Source organism: Reyranella humidisoli (genome assembly GCF_019039055.1).
GTDB classification, from domain to species: Bacteria; Pseudomonadota; Alphaproteobacteria; order Reyranellales; family Reyranellaceae; genus Reyranella; species Reyranella humidisoli.
This window is the reverse complement of the sequence record NZ_JAHOPB010000001.1, coordinates 1,153,815-1,174,074: the sequence shown is the minus strand read 5'-3', so window position 1 is coordinate 1,174,074 and position 20,260 is coordinate 1,153,815. Positions and strand designations below refer to the sequence as shown.

At 67.8% G+C, this 20,260-nt stretch carries 17 protein-coding genes; 7 read left to right on the top strand and 10 right to left on the bottom strand.

Annotation, left to right across the window (positions count from 1 at the left end; all coding sequences use genetic code 11):
• Position 1: 1 nt before the first annotated feature.
• Both KQ910_RS05705 and KQ910_RS05700 read right to left on the bottom strand, forming a co-directional pair.
• Entirely contained in the window at positions 2-1,333 is a 1,332-nt protein-coding gene (locus KQ910_RS05705; RefSeq protein ID WP_216957502.1) for an NAD(P)/FAD-dependent oxidoreductase, read from the bottom strand.
• Positions 1,334-1,455: 122 nt separating this feature from the next.
• Positions 1,456-1,641 (bottom strand): DUF1674 domain-containing protein, encoded by a 186-nt coding sequence (locus KQ910_RS05700; RefSeq protein WP_229600335.1) that lies wholly within the window; start codon positions 1,639-1,641, stop codon positions 1,456-1,458.
• Between the two features lie 59 nt (positions 1,642-1,700).
• On the opposite strand from KQ910_RS05700, the gene htpX reads away from it, so the two are divergent.
• The gene (gene htpX / locus KQ910_RS05695) at positions 1,701-2,642 is read left to right on the top strand and encodes a zinc metalloprotease HtpX (protein WP_216957500.1); all 942 of its coding nucleotides are present in this window, start codon (positions 1,701-1,703) and stop codon (positions 2,640-2,642) included.
• A gap of 146 nt (positions 2,643-2,788) precedes the next feature.
• Here htpX and KQ910_RS05690 read toward each other — a convergent pair whose 3' ends face one another.
• Positions 2,789-3,841: a DNA recombination protein RmuC gene (locus KQ910_RS05690; protein ID WP_229600334.1), complete on the bottom strand. Its 1,053-nt coding sequence runs from the start codon at positions 3,839-3,841 to the stop codon at positions 2,789-2,791.
• A gap of 61 nt (positions 3,842-3,902) precedes the next feature.
• On the opposite strand from KQ910_RS05690, the gene KQ910_RS05685 reads away from it, so the two are divergent.
• From KQ910_RS05685 to rnk, 4 genes are all read left to right on the top strand, one after another.
• Complete coding sequence (locus tag KQ910_RS05685) at positions 3,903-4,598, top strand: pyrimidine 5'-nucleotidase (RefSeq protein ID WP_216957499.1); 696 nt, start codon at positions 3,903-3,905, stop codon at positions 4,596-4,598.
• Entirely contained in the window at positions 4,595-5,527 is a 933-nt protein-coding gene (locus tag KQ910_RS05680; RefSeq protein ID WP_216957498.1) for a ketopantoate reductase family protein, read from the top strand. Before KQ910_RS05685 ends, KQ910_RS05680 begins: the two co-directional genes overlap by 4 nt.
• A gap of 21 nt (positions 5,528-5,548) precedes the next feature.
• Positions 5,549-6,484: a ketopantoate reductase family protein gene (locus KQ910_RS05675; RefSeq protein WP_216957497.1), complete on the top strand. Its 936-nt coding sequence runs from the start codon at positions 5,549-5,551 to the stop codon at positions 6,482-6,484.
• Between the two features lie 222 nt (positions 6,485-6,706).
• Positions 6,707-7,117, top strand: coding sequence for a nucleoside diphosphate kinase regulator (rnk, locus tag KQ910_RS05670; RefSeq protein ID WP_216957496.1), 411 nt, complete (start codon positions 6,707-6,709; stop codon positions 7,115-7,117).
• A 3-nt stretch (positions 7,118-7,120) separates the two neighbouring features.
• Here the strand turns inward: rnk and KQ910_RS05665 are convergent, their stop codons facing one another.
• Both KQ910_RS05665 and KQ910_RS05660 read right to left on the bottom strand, forming a co-directional pair.
• Complete coding sequence (locus KQ910_RS05665; protein WP_216957495.1) at positions 7,121-7,738, bottom strand: LysE family translocator; 618 nt, start codon at positions 7,736-7,738, stop codon at positions 7,121-7,123.
• 152 nt (positions 7,739-7,890) lie between these two features.
• Positions 7,891-10,191 carry an NADP-dependent malic enzyme gene (locus KQ910_RS05660; RefSeq protein WP_304627755.1) on the bottom strand — a complete coding sequence of 767 codons (2,301 nt, stop codon included), beginning with the start codon at positions 10,189-10,191 and terminating at the stop codon, positions 7,891-7,893.
• A 208-nt stretch (positions 10,192-10,399) separates the two neighbouring features.
• Between KQ910_RS05660 and mutS the strand changes: the two genes are divergently transcribed.
• Positions 10,400-13,030, top strand: coding sequence for a DNA mismatch repair protein MutS (gene mutS, locus KQ910_RS05655; protein WP_216963620.1), 2,631 nt, complete (start codon positions 10,400-10,402; stop codon positions 13,028-13,030).
• 164 nt (positions 13,031-13,194) lie between these two features.
• Here the strand turns inward: mutS and KQ910_RS05650 are convergent, their stop codons facing one another.
• Genes KQ910_RS05650 through KQ910_RS05635 form a run of 4 tightly spaced genes read right to left on the bottom strand, consistent with a single transcriptional unit; the run spans position 13,195 to position 18,125 of the window.
• On the bottom strand, positions 13,195-14,214 hold the full coding sequence (locus KQ910_RS05650; protein ID WP_216957494.1) for a methionine synthase: 1,020 nt from the start codon (positions 14,212-14,214) through the stop codon (positions 13,195-13,197).
• A 16-nt stretch (positions 14,215-14,230) separates the two neighbouring features.
• The gene (locus KQ910_RS05645) at positions 14,231-15,628 is read right to left on the bottom strand and encodes a heme biosynthesis protein HemY (RefSeq protein WP_216957493.1); all 1,398 of its coding nucleotides are present in this window, start codon (positions 15,626-15,628) and stop codon (positions 14,231-14,233) included.
• Positions 15,629-15,637: 9 nt separating this feature from the next.
• Positions 15,638-17,614 carry a uroporphyrinogen-III synthase gene (locus KQ910_RS05640; protein WP_216957492.1) on the bottom strand — a complete coding sequence of 659 codons (1,977 nt, stop codon included), beginning with the start codon at positions 17,612-17,614 and terminating at the stop codon, positions 15,638-15,640.
• A 46-nt stretch (positions 17,615-17,660) separates the two neighbouring features.
• On the bottom strand, positions 17,661-18,125 hold the full coding sequence (locus KQ910_RS05635; protein ID WP_216957491.1) for a methylated-DNA--[protein]-cysteine S-methyltransferase: 465 nt from the start codon (positions 18,123-18,125) through the stop codon (positions 17,661-17,663).
• Positions 18,126-18,199: 74 nt separating this feature from the next.
• Between KQ910_RS05635 and KQ910_RS05630 the strand changes: the two genes are divergently transcribed.
• On the top strand, positions 18,200-19,576 hold the full coding sequence (locus KQ910_RS05630) for an alpha/beta fold hydrolase (protein WP_216957490.1): 1,377 nt from the start codon (positions 18,200-18,202) through the stop codon (positions 19,574-19,576).
• A gap of 48 nt (positions 19,577-19,624) precedes the next feature.
• On the opposite strand, the gene KQ910_RS05625 is transcribed toward KQ910_RS05630, so the two are convergent.
• Positions 19,625-20,107, bottom strand: coding sequence for an L-2-amino-thiazoline-4-carboxylic acid hydrolase (locus KQ910_RS05625; RefSeq protein WP_216957489.1), 483 nt, complete (start codon positions 20,105-20,107; stop codon positions 19,625-19,627).
• Positions 20,108-20,260: the final 153 nt, after the last annotated feature.

Genomic DNA, 20,260 nt, shown 5'->3' with positions numbered 1-20,260 from the left:
TTCAGCCCGCCAGCTTGCGGTCGAGCCAGTCCTGCGTGCGGTAGAGCGCGCCGATCAGCGGCAGATAGAGCGAGGGATCGCCGTTGTAGAGCGGGTGCTCGGGAAACTCCCGGCCGTCGAAGGCATTGACCGGCACGTTGGAGCCGCCGGCGATCTTCTTCGCCGTCTGCGTGCCGAGATAGGTCATCATCGCGACGCCGCTGCCGTTGCAGGCCAGCAGGTAGTGCATGCCGTCGTCCTGGCCCATGTGCGACATCGAATCGAGCGCGAAGGCGACGTTGCCCGTCCACACATGGGTGATGCGGATGCCCTTCAGCTGAGGGAAGCGGTCGATCATGTACTGGTACAGGATCGGCGCACTCACTTCCGGCGGCGCGGCGGTGAAGCGGGCGCGGCCGCCGAAGATCATCTGCTTGCCGTCGGGCGAGGGCCGGTAATAGGTCAGCACGCGCTTGGTGTCGCCGATCGAGCGCTGCAGCGGAATGAGATCCGTCGCCGGCATCGGCAGCTCTTCGGTGGCGATGATGTGGCTCGCCACCGGCACCACGCGCATCTTCAGCTTCGGGGTCAGGTCGCCGGTATAGCCGTTGGTCGCGATCACGACTTCCCTGCAGGCGATCGGGCCCTTGGCCGTCAGCACGCGCCAGCCGACAGTCGTCTTTTCGATCCGCTCGGCCTCGACGTTGCCGCACAGCACCGCGCCCTGCGTGTGTGCCGCCTCGAGCAGGCCCTTGTAGTAGCGCGCGGGGTGGAGATTGCCGCCGGCCCTGACGTACATGCCGCCGTAGTAATAGTCGGACGCCATCATCTCGCGCACCCGCTCGCGCGGGATCATCTCGGCGCCGACATTGGCGTACTTGTTGAACATCTCGACCTTGCGCGCCTGGTCGTCGTAGTGCTTGGGCGTCCAGGCGCCGGTGAAGCGGCCGTTGGTGATCAGGCCGCAGTCGATCTTCTCGCGATGGATGATGTCGATCAGCGTCTGCAGCGAATCGGCGCCGCTGCCCAGGAACGCCGCCTTGTTGGCCTCGAACTCGGCCTCGACCTTGGGGTTCTTGCCGCCCAGGCCCTTGGCGATGTTGGTGCCGCCCGAGAGCATGCCGCCGTTGCGCGTCGAGGCGCCGATGCCGAACACGCCGCGTTCCAGTACCACGCAGTCGATGCCGTTGCGCCGCAGTTCCAGCGCCGTCGACAGGCCGCCATAGCCGGCGCCCACGATCACCACGTCGGTCTTCGCGGGTGGATCGACGCTCAGCGCGTTGTTGGGCGTCCACGCCTCCCACCACCAGGGTTGCGCCTTGAAGTCGGGATGGAAGATGTCGGCTTTGTTCATGGGCTCTTGATTACCTCGCGCGTGTCATCCCGAGCGTAGCGAGGGATCCTTCCTGCTGCCGCAAGATCCTTCGGCTGCGCCTCCAGCGCGGAGGCTCCTCCGCGCGAGATGACCGACTTCTTTCAGAAGTCGGTCACTTTCCCGTTGAACTGCCAGTCGCCATAGCGCGTGGGCTCGGGGCCGGGCGGGCCGCCGATCTCCTCGACCTTCTTCGGCTTCTCGGGCGGGACGGGCGGTGTGGCGGCGGCGTCCGTCTTGGATGATGGTGCCGGCGGTTCCGGCGGCGTGGGCTTGGTGGGTTCGGTCATGGCGCCATGATGCCTGCGCATTCCTTGTTTCGCCACTTTTGCACACCAATTTACCCGGCATGAATTACTTCAAGACCGCGCTTCTGCTCGCCGCGCTGACGGGCTTTTTCCTCGTGGCCGGGTATCTCATGGGAGGCCAGACCGGCCTCGTCATTGCCTTTGTCGTGGCGCTGGGCATGAACATTTTTGCCTACTGGAACAGCGACCAGATGGTCCTGCGCATGGCCAACGCGCAGGAGGTCGGGCCGGAGAACGCGCCCGAGCTGTTCAACATCGTCCACGAACTGACGCAGCGCGCCGGTCTGCCGATGCCGCGCGTCTACCTGATCGCCGAGGACCAGCCGAACGCCTTCGCGACCGGCCGCGACCCCGAGCATGCCGCCGTGGCGGCCACCACCGGCCTGCTGCGCAACCTGAGCCGCGAGGAAGTCGCGGGCGTGATGGCGCATGAGCTGGCCCACGTCCGCCACCGCGACACGCTGATCATGACCGTGGCGGCGACCCTGTCGGGCGCCATCGGCATGCTGGCGAGCTTCGGCGGCCTGATGGGCGGCGGCCGCGATTCCGAGGGCCGGCCGCTGGTCAACCCGATCGTCGCCATCGCCGCGATGATCCTGGCGCCGATGGCCGCCATGCTGGTGCAGATGGCGATCAGCCGCGGCCGCGAATACGAGGCTGACCGGATGGGCGCGGAGATCTGCGGCGAGCCGCATTGGCTCGCCTCGGCGCTGGCCAAGCTGCATGCCGGCACGCAGCAGATCCACAACGAGGCGGCCGAGCGCAATCCGGCGACCGCGCACATGTACATCGCCAACCCGCTGGCGGCGGCCGGCGGCATGTCGAGCCTGTTCTCGACCCACCCGCCGATGGAGGAGCGCATCGCGCGCCTGCAGGCGATGGCCAGCCAGAGCCGCGCCCAGTCCCGGTCGGCCGCGCCACCGCGGGCGAGCGGCCCGTGGGCGACAGCCCCGCAGGCGCCGCGCCGCGGCCCGTGGGGTTAAGTATTCCGTCATCTCGACCGGAGCACCGAAGGTGCGGAGTGGAGAGATCTTCTCTCCACTTAGAGCCGGCTAATCGTCGAGAGTAGATTTCTCCGCTACGCCGCGCTTCGCGAGGCTCCGGTCGAGATGACGGGTTTTTTGTATGACTAAACCTTCGGCGGCAGTGCCGTCGGCTCCTCGCCGAGATCGACGGCGAGGATGCGTTCGCCGCGGCGGGTGATCGCCGTCGTCGAGGTGTCGATCTCGCGCAGGTCCTTTTCGGTCTGCGCGAAGTGCTTCTTGAGATTGTCGACCCGGTCGTCGAGACGCTTCACGTCGCCCAGGATCAAGCCGACCATCTTCTGGATTTCGCCCGCCTGCTCGCGCATGCGCACGTCCTTCAGGACGGCGCGCACGGTGTTGAGGGTGGCCATCATGGTGGTCGGCGACACGATCCACACCCGGGCCCGGTAGGATTCCTCGACCAGGCCGGTGAAATTGGCGTGCAGCTCGCCATAGACTGCTTCCGAGGGCAGGAACATCAGCGCCGATTCGGCGGTCTCGCCGGGCACGATGTATTTGCTGCGGATGTCGGCGATGTGCTTGCGAATCGCCTGCTGGAAGGCGCGCTGCGCCGCCAACAGCGCGGCCGCATCGCCGGCCGGCACGGCGCGCAGCAGGCTATAGCTTTCCAGCGGGAACTTCGCGTCGATGGCGATCGAGCCCGGAGGGTTGGGCAGCTTCAGCAGGCAGTCGGCGCGCACGCCGGTCGAGAGCGTCACCTGGAAATCGTAGGCCGAGGGCGGCAGGGCGCTCTGGACCAGGTCGTTCAGCTGGACCTCGCCGAAGGCGCCGCGGGCCTGCTTGTTGGACAGGACTTCCTGCAGGCTGACGACCTGGGTCGACAGCTCGCCGATCTTCTTCTGCGCCTCGTCGATGCGGACCAGCCGCTCGCGCAGGTCGGTCACGATCTGGCCCGTCGCCTTCTCGGTCCGGTCCAGCCGTTCGGTGACGACCTTGGACAGCGCCTGCTCCTGTTCGCGCAGCGACTTCTCGACCCGCTGGACGGTTTCGGCCTGCTGGCTGAGGGCCAGGCCGAGCTGCTGCTGCATGCGCTGCTCGGCCTCGCGGTTACCGCTGCCCTGGCGCATCAGCACCACGACCAGGACGAGGGCCAGCAGGACGACGACGGCGAGGAGGGCGAAGGTCAGGACATCCATTGTTCCGCTTATAATCCGCCGGCTCGACAAGCGCACGGCTGGCCGGTAATCCAAACGTCCCATGGCTCGCAAATACGATCCCCCCGCGCACGATCCGGACGTGTGGCTGTTCGATCTGGACAACACGCTCTATCCGGCGCGCTGCAATCTGTTCTCGCAGATCGACGTGCGCATCGGGCGCTACATCGCCGACTGGCTGAAGGTCACGCCCGAAGAGGCGCGGGTCGTGCAGAAGCAGTACTGGCGCGACCACGGCACCTCGATGCGCGGGATGATGAGCCTGCACGGCGTCGATCCCACGCACTATCTCGATTACGTCCACGACATCGACTACTCGCCGGTCGAGGCCAATCCCGCGCTCGAAGCCTCGCTGCGCGCGCTGCCGGGCCGCAAGCTCATCTTCACCGCCGGCGACGTGCCGCACGCCGAGCGCGTGATGGAGCGGCTGGGCGTGTCGCATCACTTCGAGGCGATCTTCGACATCGCCGCGGGCGAATACTGGCCCAAGCCGCATCCGCAGATCTACGACGCGCTGGTGAAGAAGCACGGCGTCGATCCGACCCGCGCCGCCTTCGCCGACGACATTTCCGTCAACCTGAAGCCCGCCGCCGACATCGGCATGCGCACGGTGTGGATCCGCACCGACGAGAGCGTGAAGCGCGCGACCGACAGCGATCTCAGCCACATCCATCACCAGACCGACGACCTCGCCACATGGCTCGACGACTGGCTGACCGAAAGGAACCTCAAGACGTGAAGATCCTGATTCTCGGCGCCGGCGCGGTCGGCGGCTATTGGGGCGCGCGCCTCACCCAGGCCGGCATCGACACCACCTTCCTGCTGCGCGAGAAGCGCGCCGAGACGGTGCGAAGCGCCGGCCTCGTCGTGAAGAGCCCGAAGGGCGACGCCGTGGTGCCGGTCAAGGTCGTGACCAAGGGCAGCGAGGGCGGGCCCTATGACGTCATCGTGCTGGCCTGCAAGGCCTACGACCTCGACTCGGCGATGGACTCGATCGCGCCCGCGGTCGGGCCCGACACGGTCATCGTGCCGATGCTGAACGGCCACGCCCATTTCGCCACGCTCGACGGCAAGTTCGGCGCGGCGCGCGTGGCCGGCGGCCTTGCCCGCATCTCCGGCATGCTGGGTCCCAACGGCGAGATCCTGCACAGCGGCGCCTCGGGCGTGTCGTTCGGCGAGCGTGATGGCAAGCCGGCGCGCGCGTCGCTGGTCGCGCTCGATGCCGCCTGCAAGAAGGCCGGCATCGACGGCGGGCTCAACACCAACATCAACCAGGATCTCTGGGACAAATGGATCATGCTGGCGACGATCGCCGGCATGTGCGCCTCGATGCGCGGCACGATCGGCGACATCATGGAGAGCGAGGACGGCGCCGATATCGTGCGCGAGACGCTCGAAGAGAGCCGCAAGGTCGCCGTGGCCGAGGGCCAGCCGCCGAGCGACAAGGTCGTCGCCAACCTGCAGGGCATGCTGACCGCCAAGGGCTCGAAGGCCGTGGCCTCGATCCTGGGCGACATGGAGAAGGGCGGCGCGGCCGAGGGCAAGCAGATCGTCGGCGACATGCTGGGGCGCGCCCGCAAGCACGGCATCGCTGCGCCCAACCTGCGTTACGCCTATGTCCATCTGCAGACCTACGAAGCGCGCCGGGCGCGCGGCGGACTGAAATAGAGGCCAGAGGTAGAAGCCAACATGAAGATCCTGATCCTCGGCGCCGGCGCGATCGGCGGCTATGTCGGCGGACGCCTGCACCAGAGCGGCGCCGATGTGACATTCCTCGTGCGTGCGGGTCGCAACGAGTCGCTGCAGCGCGACGGGCTGGTGATCAGGAGCACCAAGGGCGACGTCACCCAGAAGGTGAAGACGGTCACCAGTGGCAGCGAGGGCGGCCCGTACGACGTCGTGCTGCTGACCTGCAAGGCCTACGACCTCGACTCGGCGATGGACGCGATCGTCCCGGCGGTCGGCGCGAACACGACGATCGTGCCGCTGCTGAACGGCATGCGCCATCTCGAGGCGCTCGATGCCCGCTTCGGCGCGGACAAGGTGGTGGGCGGCCTGGCGAGGGTCGGCGTCGCCATGGATGGGCAGGGACACATCCTGCACACCAGTCCCTTCGCCGTGATCTCGTTCGGCGAGCGCGACGGCAAGCCCGCGCGCAAGGCCCTGACGGATCTCGATGTCGCCATCAAGGCATCGGGCATCGACGGCGGGCTGAACGCCAACATCGTCCAGGACCTCTGGGACAAGTGGATCATGCTGTGCACCCTGGCAGCGACCTGCTGCCTGATGCGCGGTTCTTCCGGCGACGTGCTCGAAGCCGACGAGGGTCTCGCGATCGTGCTGGAGACGGTCGAGGAAGGTCGCCAGGTCGGCGCCGCCGCCGGGCACGATCCCGGCGAAAAGGGCCTCAAGACGATCCGCTCGTTCCTGACCGTGAAGGGCTCGAAGTTCACCGCCTCGATGCTGCACGACCTCGAGAAGGGCAACATGGTCGAGGCCGACCACATCGTCGGCGACATGATCGCCCGCGCGAAAAAGGCCGGCATCGCCACGCCGAACCTGCGCATGGCCTACGCGCATCTGCAGGTCTATCTCGCCAAGCGCGCGCGCAAGCTCGCTCCGTAGCGATCGCGCGGAAGGCCTTGAAAGGCCCATCTGCCGGGCCTACTTCTTGGACATGAACTTCTCGGGACTTCTTTGCCTCGTGCCGCGACGGAACCATCCGATCGCGGAAGCGTAGTCCCCGAGCCGGCCTTGTGTCCCGGCATCGGGGCACTTCGATCGCCTGAGTCCGCGATCGCCGTTCAACTCCAATTTGTCCTAATTTTTCTGCAGGGAGCATCAGAGATGCCCGCCGTTGCCCGTAATCGTTCCGTCCCCAACATCGTCGTCAGCGAAGCCGACTGCGACCGGCTCACCGACCTCGCCACCGCGTCGCTGGAGCGGCTGCCGGAAGTTGCCGAGGAGCTGCTCTCCGAGATGGAGCGCGCCAAGGTCGTGAGCGAAGACAGCGTGCCGGCCGATGTCGTGCGCATGGGCTCGACCGTCACCTTCCGCTCGGACGCCGGTGCCGATGGCGAGCAGCACGAACTCACCGAGACGCTGGTCTATCCCGTCGACGAGGACAGCGACGCCCACAAGCTCTCGGTGATGACCCCGGTCGGCGCGGCCCTGATCGGCCTGGCCGTGGGCCAGTCGATCTCCTGGACGGCGCGCGATGGCCGCAAGCACCGGCTCACGGTGGTGAAGGTCGCCTGATCCTCAGGGCTTGAAGCGCAGCAGGGCCACGCCGAAGCCCATGAAGACGACGCCGCTGACCCGATTGAGCCAGCGGCGCCAGATGCCGTGCATCAGCCGGTCCGCGAGCTTGCGGCCCGTCAGCGCATAGATCGAGTAGAAGAACAGCTCGACGCCCACGAAGGTCGCGACCATCAACGCGAATTGCGGCCCCCAGGCGCGCGCCGGGTCGATGAACTGCGGGAAGAAGGCGGCGGCGAAGATCAGCAGCTTCGGGTTACTGATGCCGACCAGAAAACCTCCGCGAAACAGGGCGACCGCCGACGCACCGGTCGAGGGCGGCGGCGCTTCGTTCGCCACCGGCTCGCGCCACGTCTGGACGCCGAGATAGACCAGGTAGGCCGCGCCCAGGATCTTGAGCAGGTCGAAGGCGCCGGGCAGCGCCAGCAGCACCGCGCTGAGGCCAGCGACCGATCCCGTCAGCATCAGGACGAGCGCGGTGAGGCATCCCGCGACGCCGACGAACGCGGCGCCGAGACCGTAACGGATGCTCCGCGTCGTCACATAGAGCACGTTCGGCCCCGGCGTGCAGGCGATCAGCACGACGGCGCCGAGATAGAGCCACCAGGTTTCGAGGCTCATGGACTGGTCTCCGTGGAGCGTTCACGTTTTCCTCCCCGTTCAGATGGGGAGGTGCCCCGTAGGGGCGGAGGGGTCATGACCCCATCGCCCTCGTATGACGAGGGCACTTCCCCTTTGCGGCCTCCGCAAAGGGGAAGAGGCCGATCCGATCCCTACCTCTGCGCGGAGAGCGCTCCGTAGGCGGCCAGTGCCGCATGGTTGACGAGATCGCTGACGGTCGCCCCCATCTGGACGATCTGCACGGGCTTCGACAGGCCGTCGATCACCGGTCCGATCACCGTCACGCCGCCCAGCGACTGCATCAGCCGCGAGGAGATGTGGGCCGAGTGCAGGCCCGGCATGATCAGGATATTGGCCGGGCCGGTGAGGCGGGTGAACGGATAGGTCGACTTCAAGAGCTCGAAGTCGAGCGCCATGTCGGCCTGCATCTCGCCGTCATACTCGAAGTCGACCTCCTCGGCATCGAGCAGGCGGATCGCCTTGCGGATACGGTCGATGCGCTCGATCTCGCGGCTGCCGAAGTTCGAGAACGACAGGAAGGCGACCCGCGGCTCGTGGCCCATCATGCGCGCGTTCTTCACCATCTGCTTGGCGATGGTGGCGAGCTGGTCGGGCGTCGGCGTCTCGTTGATCGAGGTGTCGGCGAGGAACACCGTGCCCTGGCGCGAGACGACGATGGAGTAGCCCATCGGTACCTTGCCGACTTCGATGTTGATCACGCGCTTGACGTCGGCAAAGCACTCGGGGAAACGGCGCGTGATGCCAGTCACCATGCCGGCGGCATCGCCCGCCGCCACCATGCAGGCACCGAACACGTTGCGGCCCTGGTTGACCATGCGTTGCACGTCGCGATGGAGATAACCATCGCGCTGCAGCCGCTTGTAGACGAGGTCGGTGTAGGGCGCGTTCTTGGTCGACAGCCGGGCATTGTGGATCTCCATGCCCGACTCGTCCTTGATGCCGAGCGTCTTCATGGTCTCGCGCACCTGCTCCTCGCGGCCGATCAGGATCGGCGTGCCGTAGCCGTTGTCGCGGAACATCACGGCGGCGCGGATCGTGCGCTCCTCCTCGCCCTCGGCGAAGACGATGCGCTGCGGATTGGCCTTCACCTGCTCGAACAGGCTCTGCAGGAAATGGCTGGTCGGATCGAGGCGGCCGGACAGGCTGCGCTTGTACTCCGCCATGTCGGCGATGTGTTTCTTGGCGACGCCGGAATCCATCGCCGCCTTCGCGACGGCGGCCGAGACCTCGACGATCAGGCGCGGATCGAACGGCACCGGCACGATGTAGTCGGGTCCGTAGCGCAGGCGGCGGCCGGAATAGGCGCGATCGACCTCGTCGGGCACGTCCTCGCGCGCGAGCTTGGCCAGCGCCTCGGCGGCGGCGACCTTCATCTCCTCGTTGATCGTCGTGGCGCGCACGTCGAGAGCGCCGCGGAAGATATAGGGGAATCCCAGCACGTTGTTGATCTGGTTGGCATAGTCCGAGCGCCCCGTGGCGACGATGGCATCGCCGCGCGCGGCGCGCACGTCTTGCGGTGTGATCTCGGGGTCGGGATTGGCCATGGCGAAGATGATCGGCTTGGCGGCCATCGACTTCACCATGTCCTGGGTGACCGCGCCCTTGACCGAGAGGCCGAAGAACACGTCGGCGCCTTTCATGGCTTCTTCCAGCGTGCGCGCCTTGGTGCGGACGGCGTGGGCGCTCTTCCACTGGTTCATGCCCTCGGTGCGGCCCTGGTAGATCACGCCCTTGGTGTCGCAGAGGATCGCGTTCTCGTGCGGCATGCCCATCGCCTTCACGAGCTCGATGCAGGCGATCGACGCGGCGCCCGCACCGTTCACCACCATCTTGATGTCCTTGATGTTGCGGCCGGTGAGGTGCAGCGCATTGATGAGACCGGCGGCGGAGACGATCGCGGTGCCATGCTGGTCGTCATGGAAGATCGGGATGTCCATCAGCTCGCGCAGGCGCTGCTCGATGATGAAGCATTCCGGCGCCTTGATGTCCTCGAGGTTGATGCCGCCGAAGGTCGGCCCGAGATAGCGCACGCAGTTCACGAACTGGTCGACATCCTTGGTGTCGACCTCCAGGTCGATGCAGTCGACGTCGGCGAACCGCTTGAAGAGGACGGCCTTGCCCTCCATCACCGGCTTGCCGGCCAGCGCCCCGATGTCGCCGAGGCCGAGCACCGCCGTACCGTTGGAGATCACGGCCACCAGGTTGCCCTTGATCGTGTAGTCGTAGGCGGTCGACGGGTCCTTCTCGATCGCCAGGCAGGGAGCTGCGACGCCCGGCGAATAGGCCAGGGCCAGGTCGCGCTGCGTGACCAGCGGCTTGCTGGCGATGATCTCGATTTTTCCGGGCCGCCCCGTCCGATGCATGATCAGCGAGTCGCCGTCGAGATCGCCCATCTGGTTGCTGACCATTTCTTCCGAGCTTTTGCCCGCCATATGCTTATTCTCTCCCGGTTGAGCATGCATATTGGCGATATTCGTCCGATCGTGCCAGCCAGCCATCCCGCGCTGCAGCGCAGCCGATCTGCCCAAATATCGTCCACCCATCGTCCACATGGATCGCTGTGCGGCGTGTGCTAGACCGAACGCTTCCTGAGGAGCTTCAGTGCCGGACAGTTCCGCCATTCCCGCCGACGCCACGCCGATGATGCGCCAGTACCTGGCGATCAAGGCGGCGCATCCGGACCATCTGGTCTTCTACCGGATGGGCGATTTCTACGAGCTTTTCTTCGACGACGCGGTGAAGGCCTCGGCGGCACTCGACATCGCGCTGACCAAGCGCGGCCAGCATCTGGGCGAAGACATCAAGATGTGTGGCGTGCCGGTGCACAGTCACGAGGCCTACCTGTCGCGCCTGATCCGCCAGAGCTTCAAGGTCGCGGTCTGCGAGCAGGTCGAAGATCCCGCCGAGGCCAAGAAGCGCGGGCCTAAGTCGGTGGTCGAGCGCGCCGTCGTGCGCGTCATCACGTCGGGCACCCTGACCGAAGACTCGCTGCTCGATGCGCGCAGCCATAATTACCTCGCAGCCCTTTCCGAGGCGCAGGGCGATCTGGCGCTGGCCTGGCTCGACCTCTCGACAGCGGATTTCGCGACTCAGCCGCTGCTGCCCGGCCAGGTCGCGGCCGCGCTGGCCCGGCTGGCGCCCGGCGAATTGCTGGTGCCGGACCGGCTGCTGGCGCGCGAGCCGCTCAAGACCGTGCTGGAGGAATGGAACGCCGTCCTGACGCCGCTGCCGTCGGCCCGGTTCGACAGCGACAATGCCCGCAAGCGCCTGCAGGCGGCCTTCAACGTGGCCGTGCTCGACAGTTTCGGCGCCTTCTCGCGCGCCGAGGTCGCGGCCTGCGGGGCGTTGCTCGACTATGTCGAGCTGACCCAGGCCGGCAAGCGCCCGGCGCTGGTGCCGCCGCGCCGCGAGCGCGCCGACGGCACGATGGAGATCGACCCGGCGACGCGGCGCAATCTCGAGCTGGTGAAGAGCCTCGACGGCCGCCGCGACGGCAGCCTGTTGGCCACCATCGACCGCACGCTTACGGGCCCCGGCGCGCGCCTGCTGGCCGAGCGCATCGCCGCGCCGCTGACCGACCGCGCCGAGATCGAGCGCCGACTCGACCTGGTACAGCTCTTCGTGGAGCGGCCAGCCGTGCGCGAACGGGTGCGCGAGGCGCTGCGGCGTACGCCCGACATCGAACGCGCGCTGCAACGCCTGTCGGTCGGCCGCGGCGGCCCGCGAGACCTCGCTGCCCTGCGCGACGGGCTGGAATCGGGGGAGACGCTGGCGGATTCGCTGCGGGCCGAGCCGGAAGCCTTGTTGCCGCCGCCGGCGCCGCTCGCCGACATCGTCCTGTGCTGCACCGGCCATCGCGACACCGTGGCGGCGCTGGCCGAGGCGCTGGCCGACGAGCCGCCGCTGCTGGTGCGCGACGGCGGTTTCGTGCGCCAGGGCTACCGGCCCGAGCTCGACGAGCAGCGCACCCTGCGCGACGACAGCCGCAAGACGGTGGCGGGACTCGAAGCGAAGTACCGGGCTTCCTCGGGCGTGCCGTCGCTGAAGATCCGGCACAACAACATGATCGGCTACCATATCGAGGTGACGGCGGTGCATGCCGACAAGCTCGACCTGGCGGCGCTGGGCTTTACGCGGCGGCAGTCGATGTCGAACGCCACGCGCTTCAGCACCGCCGAACTGGCCGACCTCGAAACCCGCATCGGCCGCGCCGCCGATCAGGCGCTGGCGCTGGAACTCGCCGTGTTCGAGGAGCTGGTTGCCCAGGTGACGGCGGTCTCGCCGGCGATCGCCGCGGCCGGCCGTTCGCTGGCGGCGCTCGACGTCGCCTCGGCACTGGCCGAGCTGGCGGCCAGCAGCAACCATGTGCGGCCGCAGCTCGCTGAGGATTCTTCGTTCTCGATCGAGGGTGGACGCCATCCCGTGGTCGAGGCGGCGCTGGCCCGCCAGAGCGGCACAGGCTTCGTGCCCAACGATTGCGAACTGGGGACGGACCGCCGCCTGTGGCTGCTGACCGGCCCGAACATGGCCGGCAAATCAACCTTCCTGCGCCAGAACGCCTTGATCGCCGTGATGGCCCAGGCCGGCGCCTTCGTGCCGGCCAAGGCCGCCACCATCGGCATCGTCGACCGCCTGTTCAGCCGCGTCGGCGCTGCCGACGACCTGGCACGCGGCCGCTCGACCTTCATGGTCGAGATGGTCGAGACCGCGGCGATCCTGAACCAGGCAACGGCCAGGAGCCTCGTCATCCTCGACGAGATCGGCCGCGGCACCGCGACCTTCGACGGCCTGTCGATCGCCTGGGCGACGCTCGAGCATCTGCACGACGTCAACAAATGCCGCGCGCTGTTCGCCACGCACTATCACGAGCTGGGTGCGCTGAAGGAGCGGCTGAGCGCGCTCGCCCCCTACACGATGCGCGTCAAGGAATGGCATGACGAAGTCGTGTTCCTGCACGAGGTCGCGCCGGGCGCCGCCGACCGCTCCTACGGCATCCATGTGGCGCAACTCGCCGGCCTTCCCGCCGCCGTCGTGTCGCGCGCCGAGGAAGTGCTGGCCGTGCTGGAGAAGGGCGAACAGTCCGGTGCCGTCACGCGCCTCGCCGACGACCTCCCCCTCTTCGCCGCCGCACCGGCCCGTCCCGCGAGCGGCACGGCGAAGGCGAAGGAATCGGAAGTCGAGAAGGCCCTGGCCGAGATCAACCCCGACGAACTCTCGCCGCGCGAGGCGTTGGAAGTGCTCTACGCACTGCGTCAGCGCTTGCCGGAATAGTTCGTCGATGGAGAGCACCACTCCAGTGGCGCACTCCAATGAAAGACTCCGGTGTCATCCCGAGCGTAGCGAGGGATCCTTGATCGGCGACTGCTAAGGATCCCTCGCTACGCTCGGGATGACACGGTAGAGGGGCCGCACTGTTGGTGCGTCGCAAGAGCCGCTTAAGCGAACGCCTTGCGCGCCAGCGCAGCGCCTTCGGCGAGCGCGCGCAGTTTGCCGTAGGCGACGCCGAGGGTCATCGGGGCCATGCCGCAGTTGGTACAGGCCTGGATGCGCTCGGGATCGACGAACTCGGTCGCGAGCTTGAGGGTGGCGGCTACTTCTTCCGGCGTCTCGATCTTGTCGGAGGCGACGTTGATGGCGCCCACCAGTACGGTCTTGGTCTTCAGCAGCTTCATCAGTTCCGGCGGCACGTGGCTGTCGCGGCATTCCAGCGAGACCTGCTGGATCGAGCTGCGGTCGAGCGCCGGGAAGGTCTGCTCGTACTGACGCCAGCTTTCGCCCAGCGTCTCCTTCCACTTGTTGTTGGCCTCGATGCCGTAGCCGTAGCAGATGTGAACGGCGGTCGTGCACTTCAGCCCCTCGGCCGCTTTCTCCAGCGCCGGCACGCCCCACTCGACCGTCTCGTTCAGGTAGACGTTGAAGGCGGGCTCGTCGAACTGCACGATATCGACGCCGAGCGCTTCGAGATCCTTGGCTTCTTGATTCAGCAGCTCGGCGAAGGCGAAAGCCATCTTCACGCGGTCGCCGTAGTAGCCGTCGGCCAGCGTGTCGATCAGCGTCATCGGGCCGGGCAGGGTGAACTTGAGCTTGCGCGAAGTCGCGGCGCGGGCGATGCGCGCCTCGCGCTCGTGCACGAACTTGCGGCGCTTCAGCGCCGAGGTGACGGTCGGGCAATCGGCATCGTAGCGGTTGTTGCGGATGCCCATGCGCACCTTCTTGTCGAAGTCGACGCCGTCGACCTCGGCCAGGAAGCCGTGCACGAAATGCTGCCGCGCCTGCTCGCCGTCGCTCACGATGTCGAGGCCGGCTTCCTCCTGGCGACGGATCGCGAGGAAGGTCGCATCGTCCTTGGCCTCGAACAGCGGCTGGCCCGAGAGCGTCCACGGAGCCCACAGCACGTTGGGCGTGGCGAGCCAGGCCGGTTTGGGCAGGCTGCCCGCGAGTGTCGTCTCGAACATGGTGTTTCCCCGTTCTCTAGCGTGTCGAGTTGTTGGTGGCCGGCACCGGCAGGTTGGTCCCCGCCGGAGAGGTCGGCAACGCCTCTCCGGGCGTCGCCTCGGGCGGCAGGATCTGTCCAAAGGTGCCCGGCGCGCGCCATTGCAGCGTGCCGAAGGCGCCGCAGCTCTCGCAGACCGGGCGCCAGGCTTCGTGATGGGCGCCGCAGGAGGTGCAGCGCCAGGCGCGATCGGCCGGCGCGTCCGCGGCGCGGCTGAGCCACGCGCGCACCTTTTCCGGGCCCGTCTGCTCGCGCTCCTCGACCTCGGCCATGAGGCGGCAGACGCGGGTCGGGGGATTGGTGCCGGCGGCGGTGTCGAGATGGCGACGCGCCTCGCCCCACAGGCCGGCATCGAGCGAGGCCTGGGCGAGCGCCAGATGGCTTTCGATGTCGCCCGGATTCTGCTGCGCCAGCCGGCGCACGATGCCGACGCGCTTCAGCGCCTCGGTCTCGCCAGAGGCTTCGAGATAGAGACCGACGAGATCGGGATGCGGCGCCACCGACCAGCCGCGCTCGACCGTCTTCATCGCCTTCTTCGCATCGCCCGCCTTGAGCTGCAGCTCGGCCAGGCGTTGCGTCACCGCGATGCGTTCCGGCGCAAGACCGAAGGCCTCGCGGGCCAGTGCCAGCGCGTCGCTGGCACGGCCTTCACGCTCGGCCTCGCGGCTGCGTTCGACTTCCAGCAGCGCCTTCAGCGTGCGGCCCTTGTCGGCGGTGACGACCTTGCGGCGGATGCCCGATTCCAGCGTCTCCTGGGCGGCTTTCCACTGGCCGACTTGCGCCTGCATGTCGAACAGCGAGTGCACGACCCACGGTGTCTGCGGCCGGAGCCTGAAGGCGCGTTCGGCGTAGGCGAGCGCCTGCGCCTGGTCGCCGTCGCGCAGCGACTGGCCGATCAGGCCGCGCAGGCCGAGGAAAGCCATCTGGTCGTCGTCGAGCATGGCGCTGAAGGCGCGCCGGGCGCCGTCGCGGTCGCCGTTGAGCTGGGCGGCCTGTGCCGAGAGAAGCAGCGTGAGCGCCGGTTCTGACAGGAGCTGCTCGGCCTTGCGCGCATGCTTCTGCGCTTCCACGCCATCGCCGGCGGCAACGGCGGCGAGGCCTTGCGTCAGCTCGCGATAGCCGCGACGGCGGCGGCTCTCGCCCCAGCCGTCGAGCAGCGCGCCGGGTGCGCCGACGATCCAGCGGTAGAGCAGCCAGCCGGCGATGCCGACCAGGATCAGTACGACGACGGAGATCAGGAGCACGCCGAAGCTGGTGTCGAGGCGCCAACCGCGGAATTCCGCGGTGACGATGCCCGGCCGCTCGGCCAGCCACACCGCGCCCAGCATCGCGGCGATGGCGACGACGAACCAGATGATCGTGCGCAGCATGGTCATGGGAATGGCCTACTTCGCCGAGCCGAGCAGGGTGACGGCCTGGGCGGAGATCTGGTCGGCCGCCTGCTTGGCCGCGAGATGCGCCTCGGCACGCGACAGCCAGCCGGCGGTGGCCTTTGCCGTCTGCGGCGGCAGCGACTTCACCAACGCGACGGCCTTGGCGAGGTCGCCGGCCTCCAGCGCGGCCTCGGCGCGGGCGAGCTTGGCTTCGGTGCCGTCGCCCTCGACGTCGTTGCCGACGCGGCGCAGCGAGATCAGGCCGCGCACCTTGCCGAGCAGCCGCTCGCCGAAGGAATCGTCGGCGAGATCGTCGGCGAGTGCTGCCTTGGCGACAGCGGGGAACTCCGTCACCAGCGCCGGCCGGGAGGCGACGCCGGTCTGCGCATAGGCCTGCAGCACGTTGGTGCTCTCGCTGAGCTTCGCATCGCCCTGGGCGAGCGGCGTCAGCAGCGCGAGATCGGTGGCGAAGGGCAGGCCGGAGCCGACGGCGGCGCTCAGCCGCGCGGCGATGCCGATGATCGCCGACGCGCGCGCGGTGCTCATCGCCTTCTGTTCGCCGGCGGAGCGGACGGTCGCCTCGCCGCGCGCCTTGTCGACGGCCTCGGTCAGCATCCGGGTCTGGTCGCGCTGGACGGCGACCGACTGGTCGATTGTCTGCAGCGTGTTGCGCAGCGTCGCCATTTCCAGCCGCAGGGTCGCGAGTTCCTTCTCCTGCTCCGCCGTTACCGCCGGCGGTTGAGCCGGGGCGGGTGTCTGTTGCGGGGCAGGTGTTGGTGCTGGCGTCGTGGCGCGGCCTTCCAGCGCTTCGACCTTGGCGCGCAGGTCCGCGATCGCCGGATCGGGTCCGCCGGTCGCGGCCGGCCGCTCGGCAACAGCGGCCGATGTGGCGCGCAGGCGCTTTTCGAGATCGTCGAGCCGGGCCGAAATCTCCTTGCGGGCCGTCTCGACCGAGGCGTTTGCCACCGCGGCGGCATCCTGGCGGACCTGTTGCAGGTCGATAGCCGGGACGGGCGCAGCGGCCGCCGCTCCCTTGCCCTGCCAAAGCGCGCGGATCTCGGCGGGCCAATAAGGCAGGGTGATCAGGGCGCCGGCCAACACCAGACAGGAGGCGACCACACCGGTGATGAAGGCGCCAGCCACACCGAGCCCGCGACGGACCTGTACGGGCGGCGGCGTGACTCGCGGGCTTTCCGGCGACATCTCCGCCGGCGGAACCTGAGAGGAAGAAGGTGTGTCGCTCATGATGCTAGGTCCTTCTACGACGGCCTTTGGAAGCCGGTCGATTTCGTCCAGCACGGACTGGCGGGTCGGGCGCCGTGCCGCCACCGTCGCCTTGAATGGCAGCGCGCTCAAGGGTTCGAGCGCCGCAGGGCTGATCGCCAGGGCGGTGACGTTCGACAGCGAATCGGCGAGTCCCGCTTCCTGCACCAGCCGGGCGAACAGGGCCGATGCGCGCGGCGAGAAGAACATCGCGGCATCGAGCGCCCGCGCCTGCAGCGCGGCCCGAGCCGAATCCGGCAGCTCCGCCGCCTCGCGCGCCTCGTAGAGAGGGATGCGACGCACCTCGAAACCGTCCTTGGCGAGGCTTTCGGCAAAATCCTGGGCGATGTCGACGCCGGAAACGTGGAGGAGGGGGCCGGCCTTGGCATCGAGGCGATTGCGGACCAGCTCCGCAAGCGCGCCGCCGTCGCCGGCGGCCGACGTCACGGACGCGAAGCCCAGACCCTCGGCCGTCGTGGCCGTGGTGTCGCCGACGGCAAGGATCGGCTTGCCGCGCTGCTCGGTGGCTTCCGCGAACGCCCGTGCGCCGTTGGCACTGCTGAGCAGGACGGCCTGGCACTGGGCGAGATCCGTCGCGAATTCCGCGGGCGGCCGCAAAATCTCGAGATGGAACAGCGGCGCGATGACGGGCACATGACCGCGCTCGGCGAGCGCCGTCGCCAGCGTCGTCGCCTCGCGTTCCGGCCGGGTGATCAGCACGCGCATCACGCCTCCGTAGCCGGGGCGTCCCGCGGACGCAACGACAGAGAAATTAAAGAAGAACGACGCCCTCGATCGCCAGCAACTGGCGCTTGGTCGGCAGGCCCTTGCCGCCCGAAAAGCCGCCTTCCTTGCCGCCGCTGCCCAGGACCCGGTGACAGGGCACGATGATCGGGATGGGATTTCGCCCGCAGGCCATGCCGACGGCGCGCGGGCCGGAGCCCAGGGCCATCGCCATGCCGCCATAGGTCGCCGTGCCGCCGAAGGGAATTTCGCACATCATCTTCCAGACGCTCTTCTGGAAGTCGGTGCCGCGCGCGGCCAGCGGCAGGTCGAAGCGCTTGAGCTTGCGCGCGAAGTACCGGTCGAGTTGTTTCACCGCTTCCTTTAGTACCGGAGTCGACGAGGTGTCGCGTGCGCGTTCACCGTCGCCGGCCCAGCGCACCGAGGTCACGGCGTCGTGATCCGCTTCGAGGGCCAACCGGCCGACGGGGCTGTCGACGTAACAAAGGGACATATGGCAAGCGTAGCGCCCGCGCCCGGCTTTTGCCAACATAGGGAAGAATGTCTGGGGGAGTGATGAGCAAGGGCGTGAGGCCCTCCAGGAACGGTCCGACCCGCCGCGCGTTGATCGGCGGTGTGGCCGTGCTGTGGCCGACGCTCGCCCTGGCTCAGCCGGTTCCCCGGCGACCGCAGCCGGCGGCCGAGGCCGGCCCGCCCCCGGTCGTGTTCGTGCACGGCAACGGCGATTCCAGCGCGCTCTGGATCAACAACCTCTGGCGCTTCGAGGCCAACGGCTACAAGCGCAACCAGCTGTTCGCGATCGACTTCGTCTATCCCAACGCGCGCAGCGACGATTCGAAGCCGCAGCCCTACCGCTCCTCCGCCGAGGATCAGATGAAGGAGCTGACTTCCTTCGTCATCCAGGTGTTGAAGGCGACGCGCCGCCGCAAGGTGGCGCTGGTCGGCTCGTCGCGCGGCGGCAATGCCATCCGCTCCATGCTGAAGAACGGCGGCGCAGACCTGGTAAGCCACGCGGTCCTGTGCGGCACACCCAACAAGGGGATCGTGATCTCCGAAACGCTGCTGCCCGGCAGCGAGTTCAACGGCGCCTTTCCGTTCCTCAAGGGCCTCAATGCCGGCGCCGACGATCTCGTTCCCGGCGTCGGGATGATGGCGATCCGGTCCGACAGGAACGACAAGTACTCCCAGCCCGACGGCCGCTTCATAGGGGCGGCGGGCAAGCCGACCGGGGTGAGCTACGACGCGTCCGAGCTGCGCGGTGCGCGCAACGTCGTGCTCGACGGGCTCGACCATCGCGAGGTCGCGTTCAACAAGCTGGCCTTCGCCGCGATGTTCGAGCACATCGCCGGCAAGCCGCCCGCCACCATGTTCATCGCCCAGGAGCCGCTGCCCATCCTGAACGGCCGGGTGACCGGCATGACCGAAGGCACCTACACCAACATCGCGGCGGCCGGCGCCGAGGTCGAGATTTTCGAGGTCGATTCGAAGACCGGCGAACGCAAGAGCGCGGTGGCGCTGCATCGCAAGACCACGGGCGAAGACGGCGTGTGGGGGCCGTTCGTCGGTCGCGCCGACGCCTACTATGAATTCGTGCTGCACATGCCGGGCCTGCCGACGACGCACACCTATCGCTCGCCGTTCCTGCGCTCGAGCGACGTGGTGCATCTGCGGCCACAGCCCTTCGCCAAGGCCGACGAAGGCGCCGGCGCGGTCACGATCATGAGCCGCCCGCGCGGCTATTTCGGCGTCGGTCGCGACAAGTTCACGCTCGACGGCAAGGTGCCGCCCGGCATCAACGACGGCGTCCCCGGGGCCTCCACGGGACGCCTCACCTTCGACGCAACGCCGCGCACGGTGATGGCCGTGTTCAACAACGAGACCATCCCGACCCGCACCTGGCCCGCCAAGGACGGCCACATCGTGGTGGCGGAGTTTTTGAACTGAGCTTTCATGTTCCTCTCCCCCTCGCGGGGGAGAGGAGGAAGACGACGATTAACCCTCGTACGTGTATTTGAAATTGCAGTGGCTGGCGCCCTGCATGATCGTCTGCGTGCGCTCGAGCTTGAGCTTGGGGTCATAGCCCTCGCAGAAGGCGCCGTCGCGGTTGCAGGAGAGGAGGGCGCCGATCTCGCCCAGGCCCATCGCCTTGTAGGTCTCGGCGTACCGGCAGCGCACGACGTTGAAGGTGAAGGTATCGGCGGTCTGTTCCTTGACATCGATCTCCAGCGACCCGCCCGCGGTCCAGAGATGCTGGATGTCCTGGAACGACTTGAGCGACGTGCCTCCAGGCACCGAGGCGGCGAACTGGCGGGCCTGCTCGATGGCCGAGCGGCGCACCGACTCCTCGATCGTCTTCTTCGCGACGTCGACGCCGTGGCTCGCCTTGAGGGTCTCGTAGACCTCCTTCAGGATCTCGGCCTCGATCCGGCGCTTGTCGAGCATGGAGAGGCCTTCGGGATGGGCGGACTGGCTCATGAGCTGTCTCCAGGATGACTGCGCGAATCTAGCCTGTTCCGGCGTGAGCCGTCAGGTTGAATTTCAACAATGCTCTTGGTCGATGGGCCGCGAAGCAGGCCATAGTGCCGCGCCGGTCGTCGAGCCCGGTGTCTGCGCGAGATCGGCGCGGTG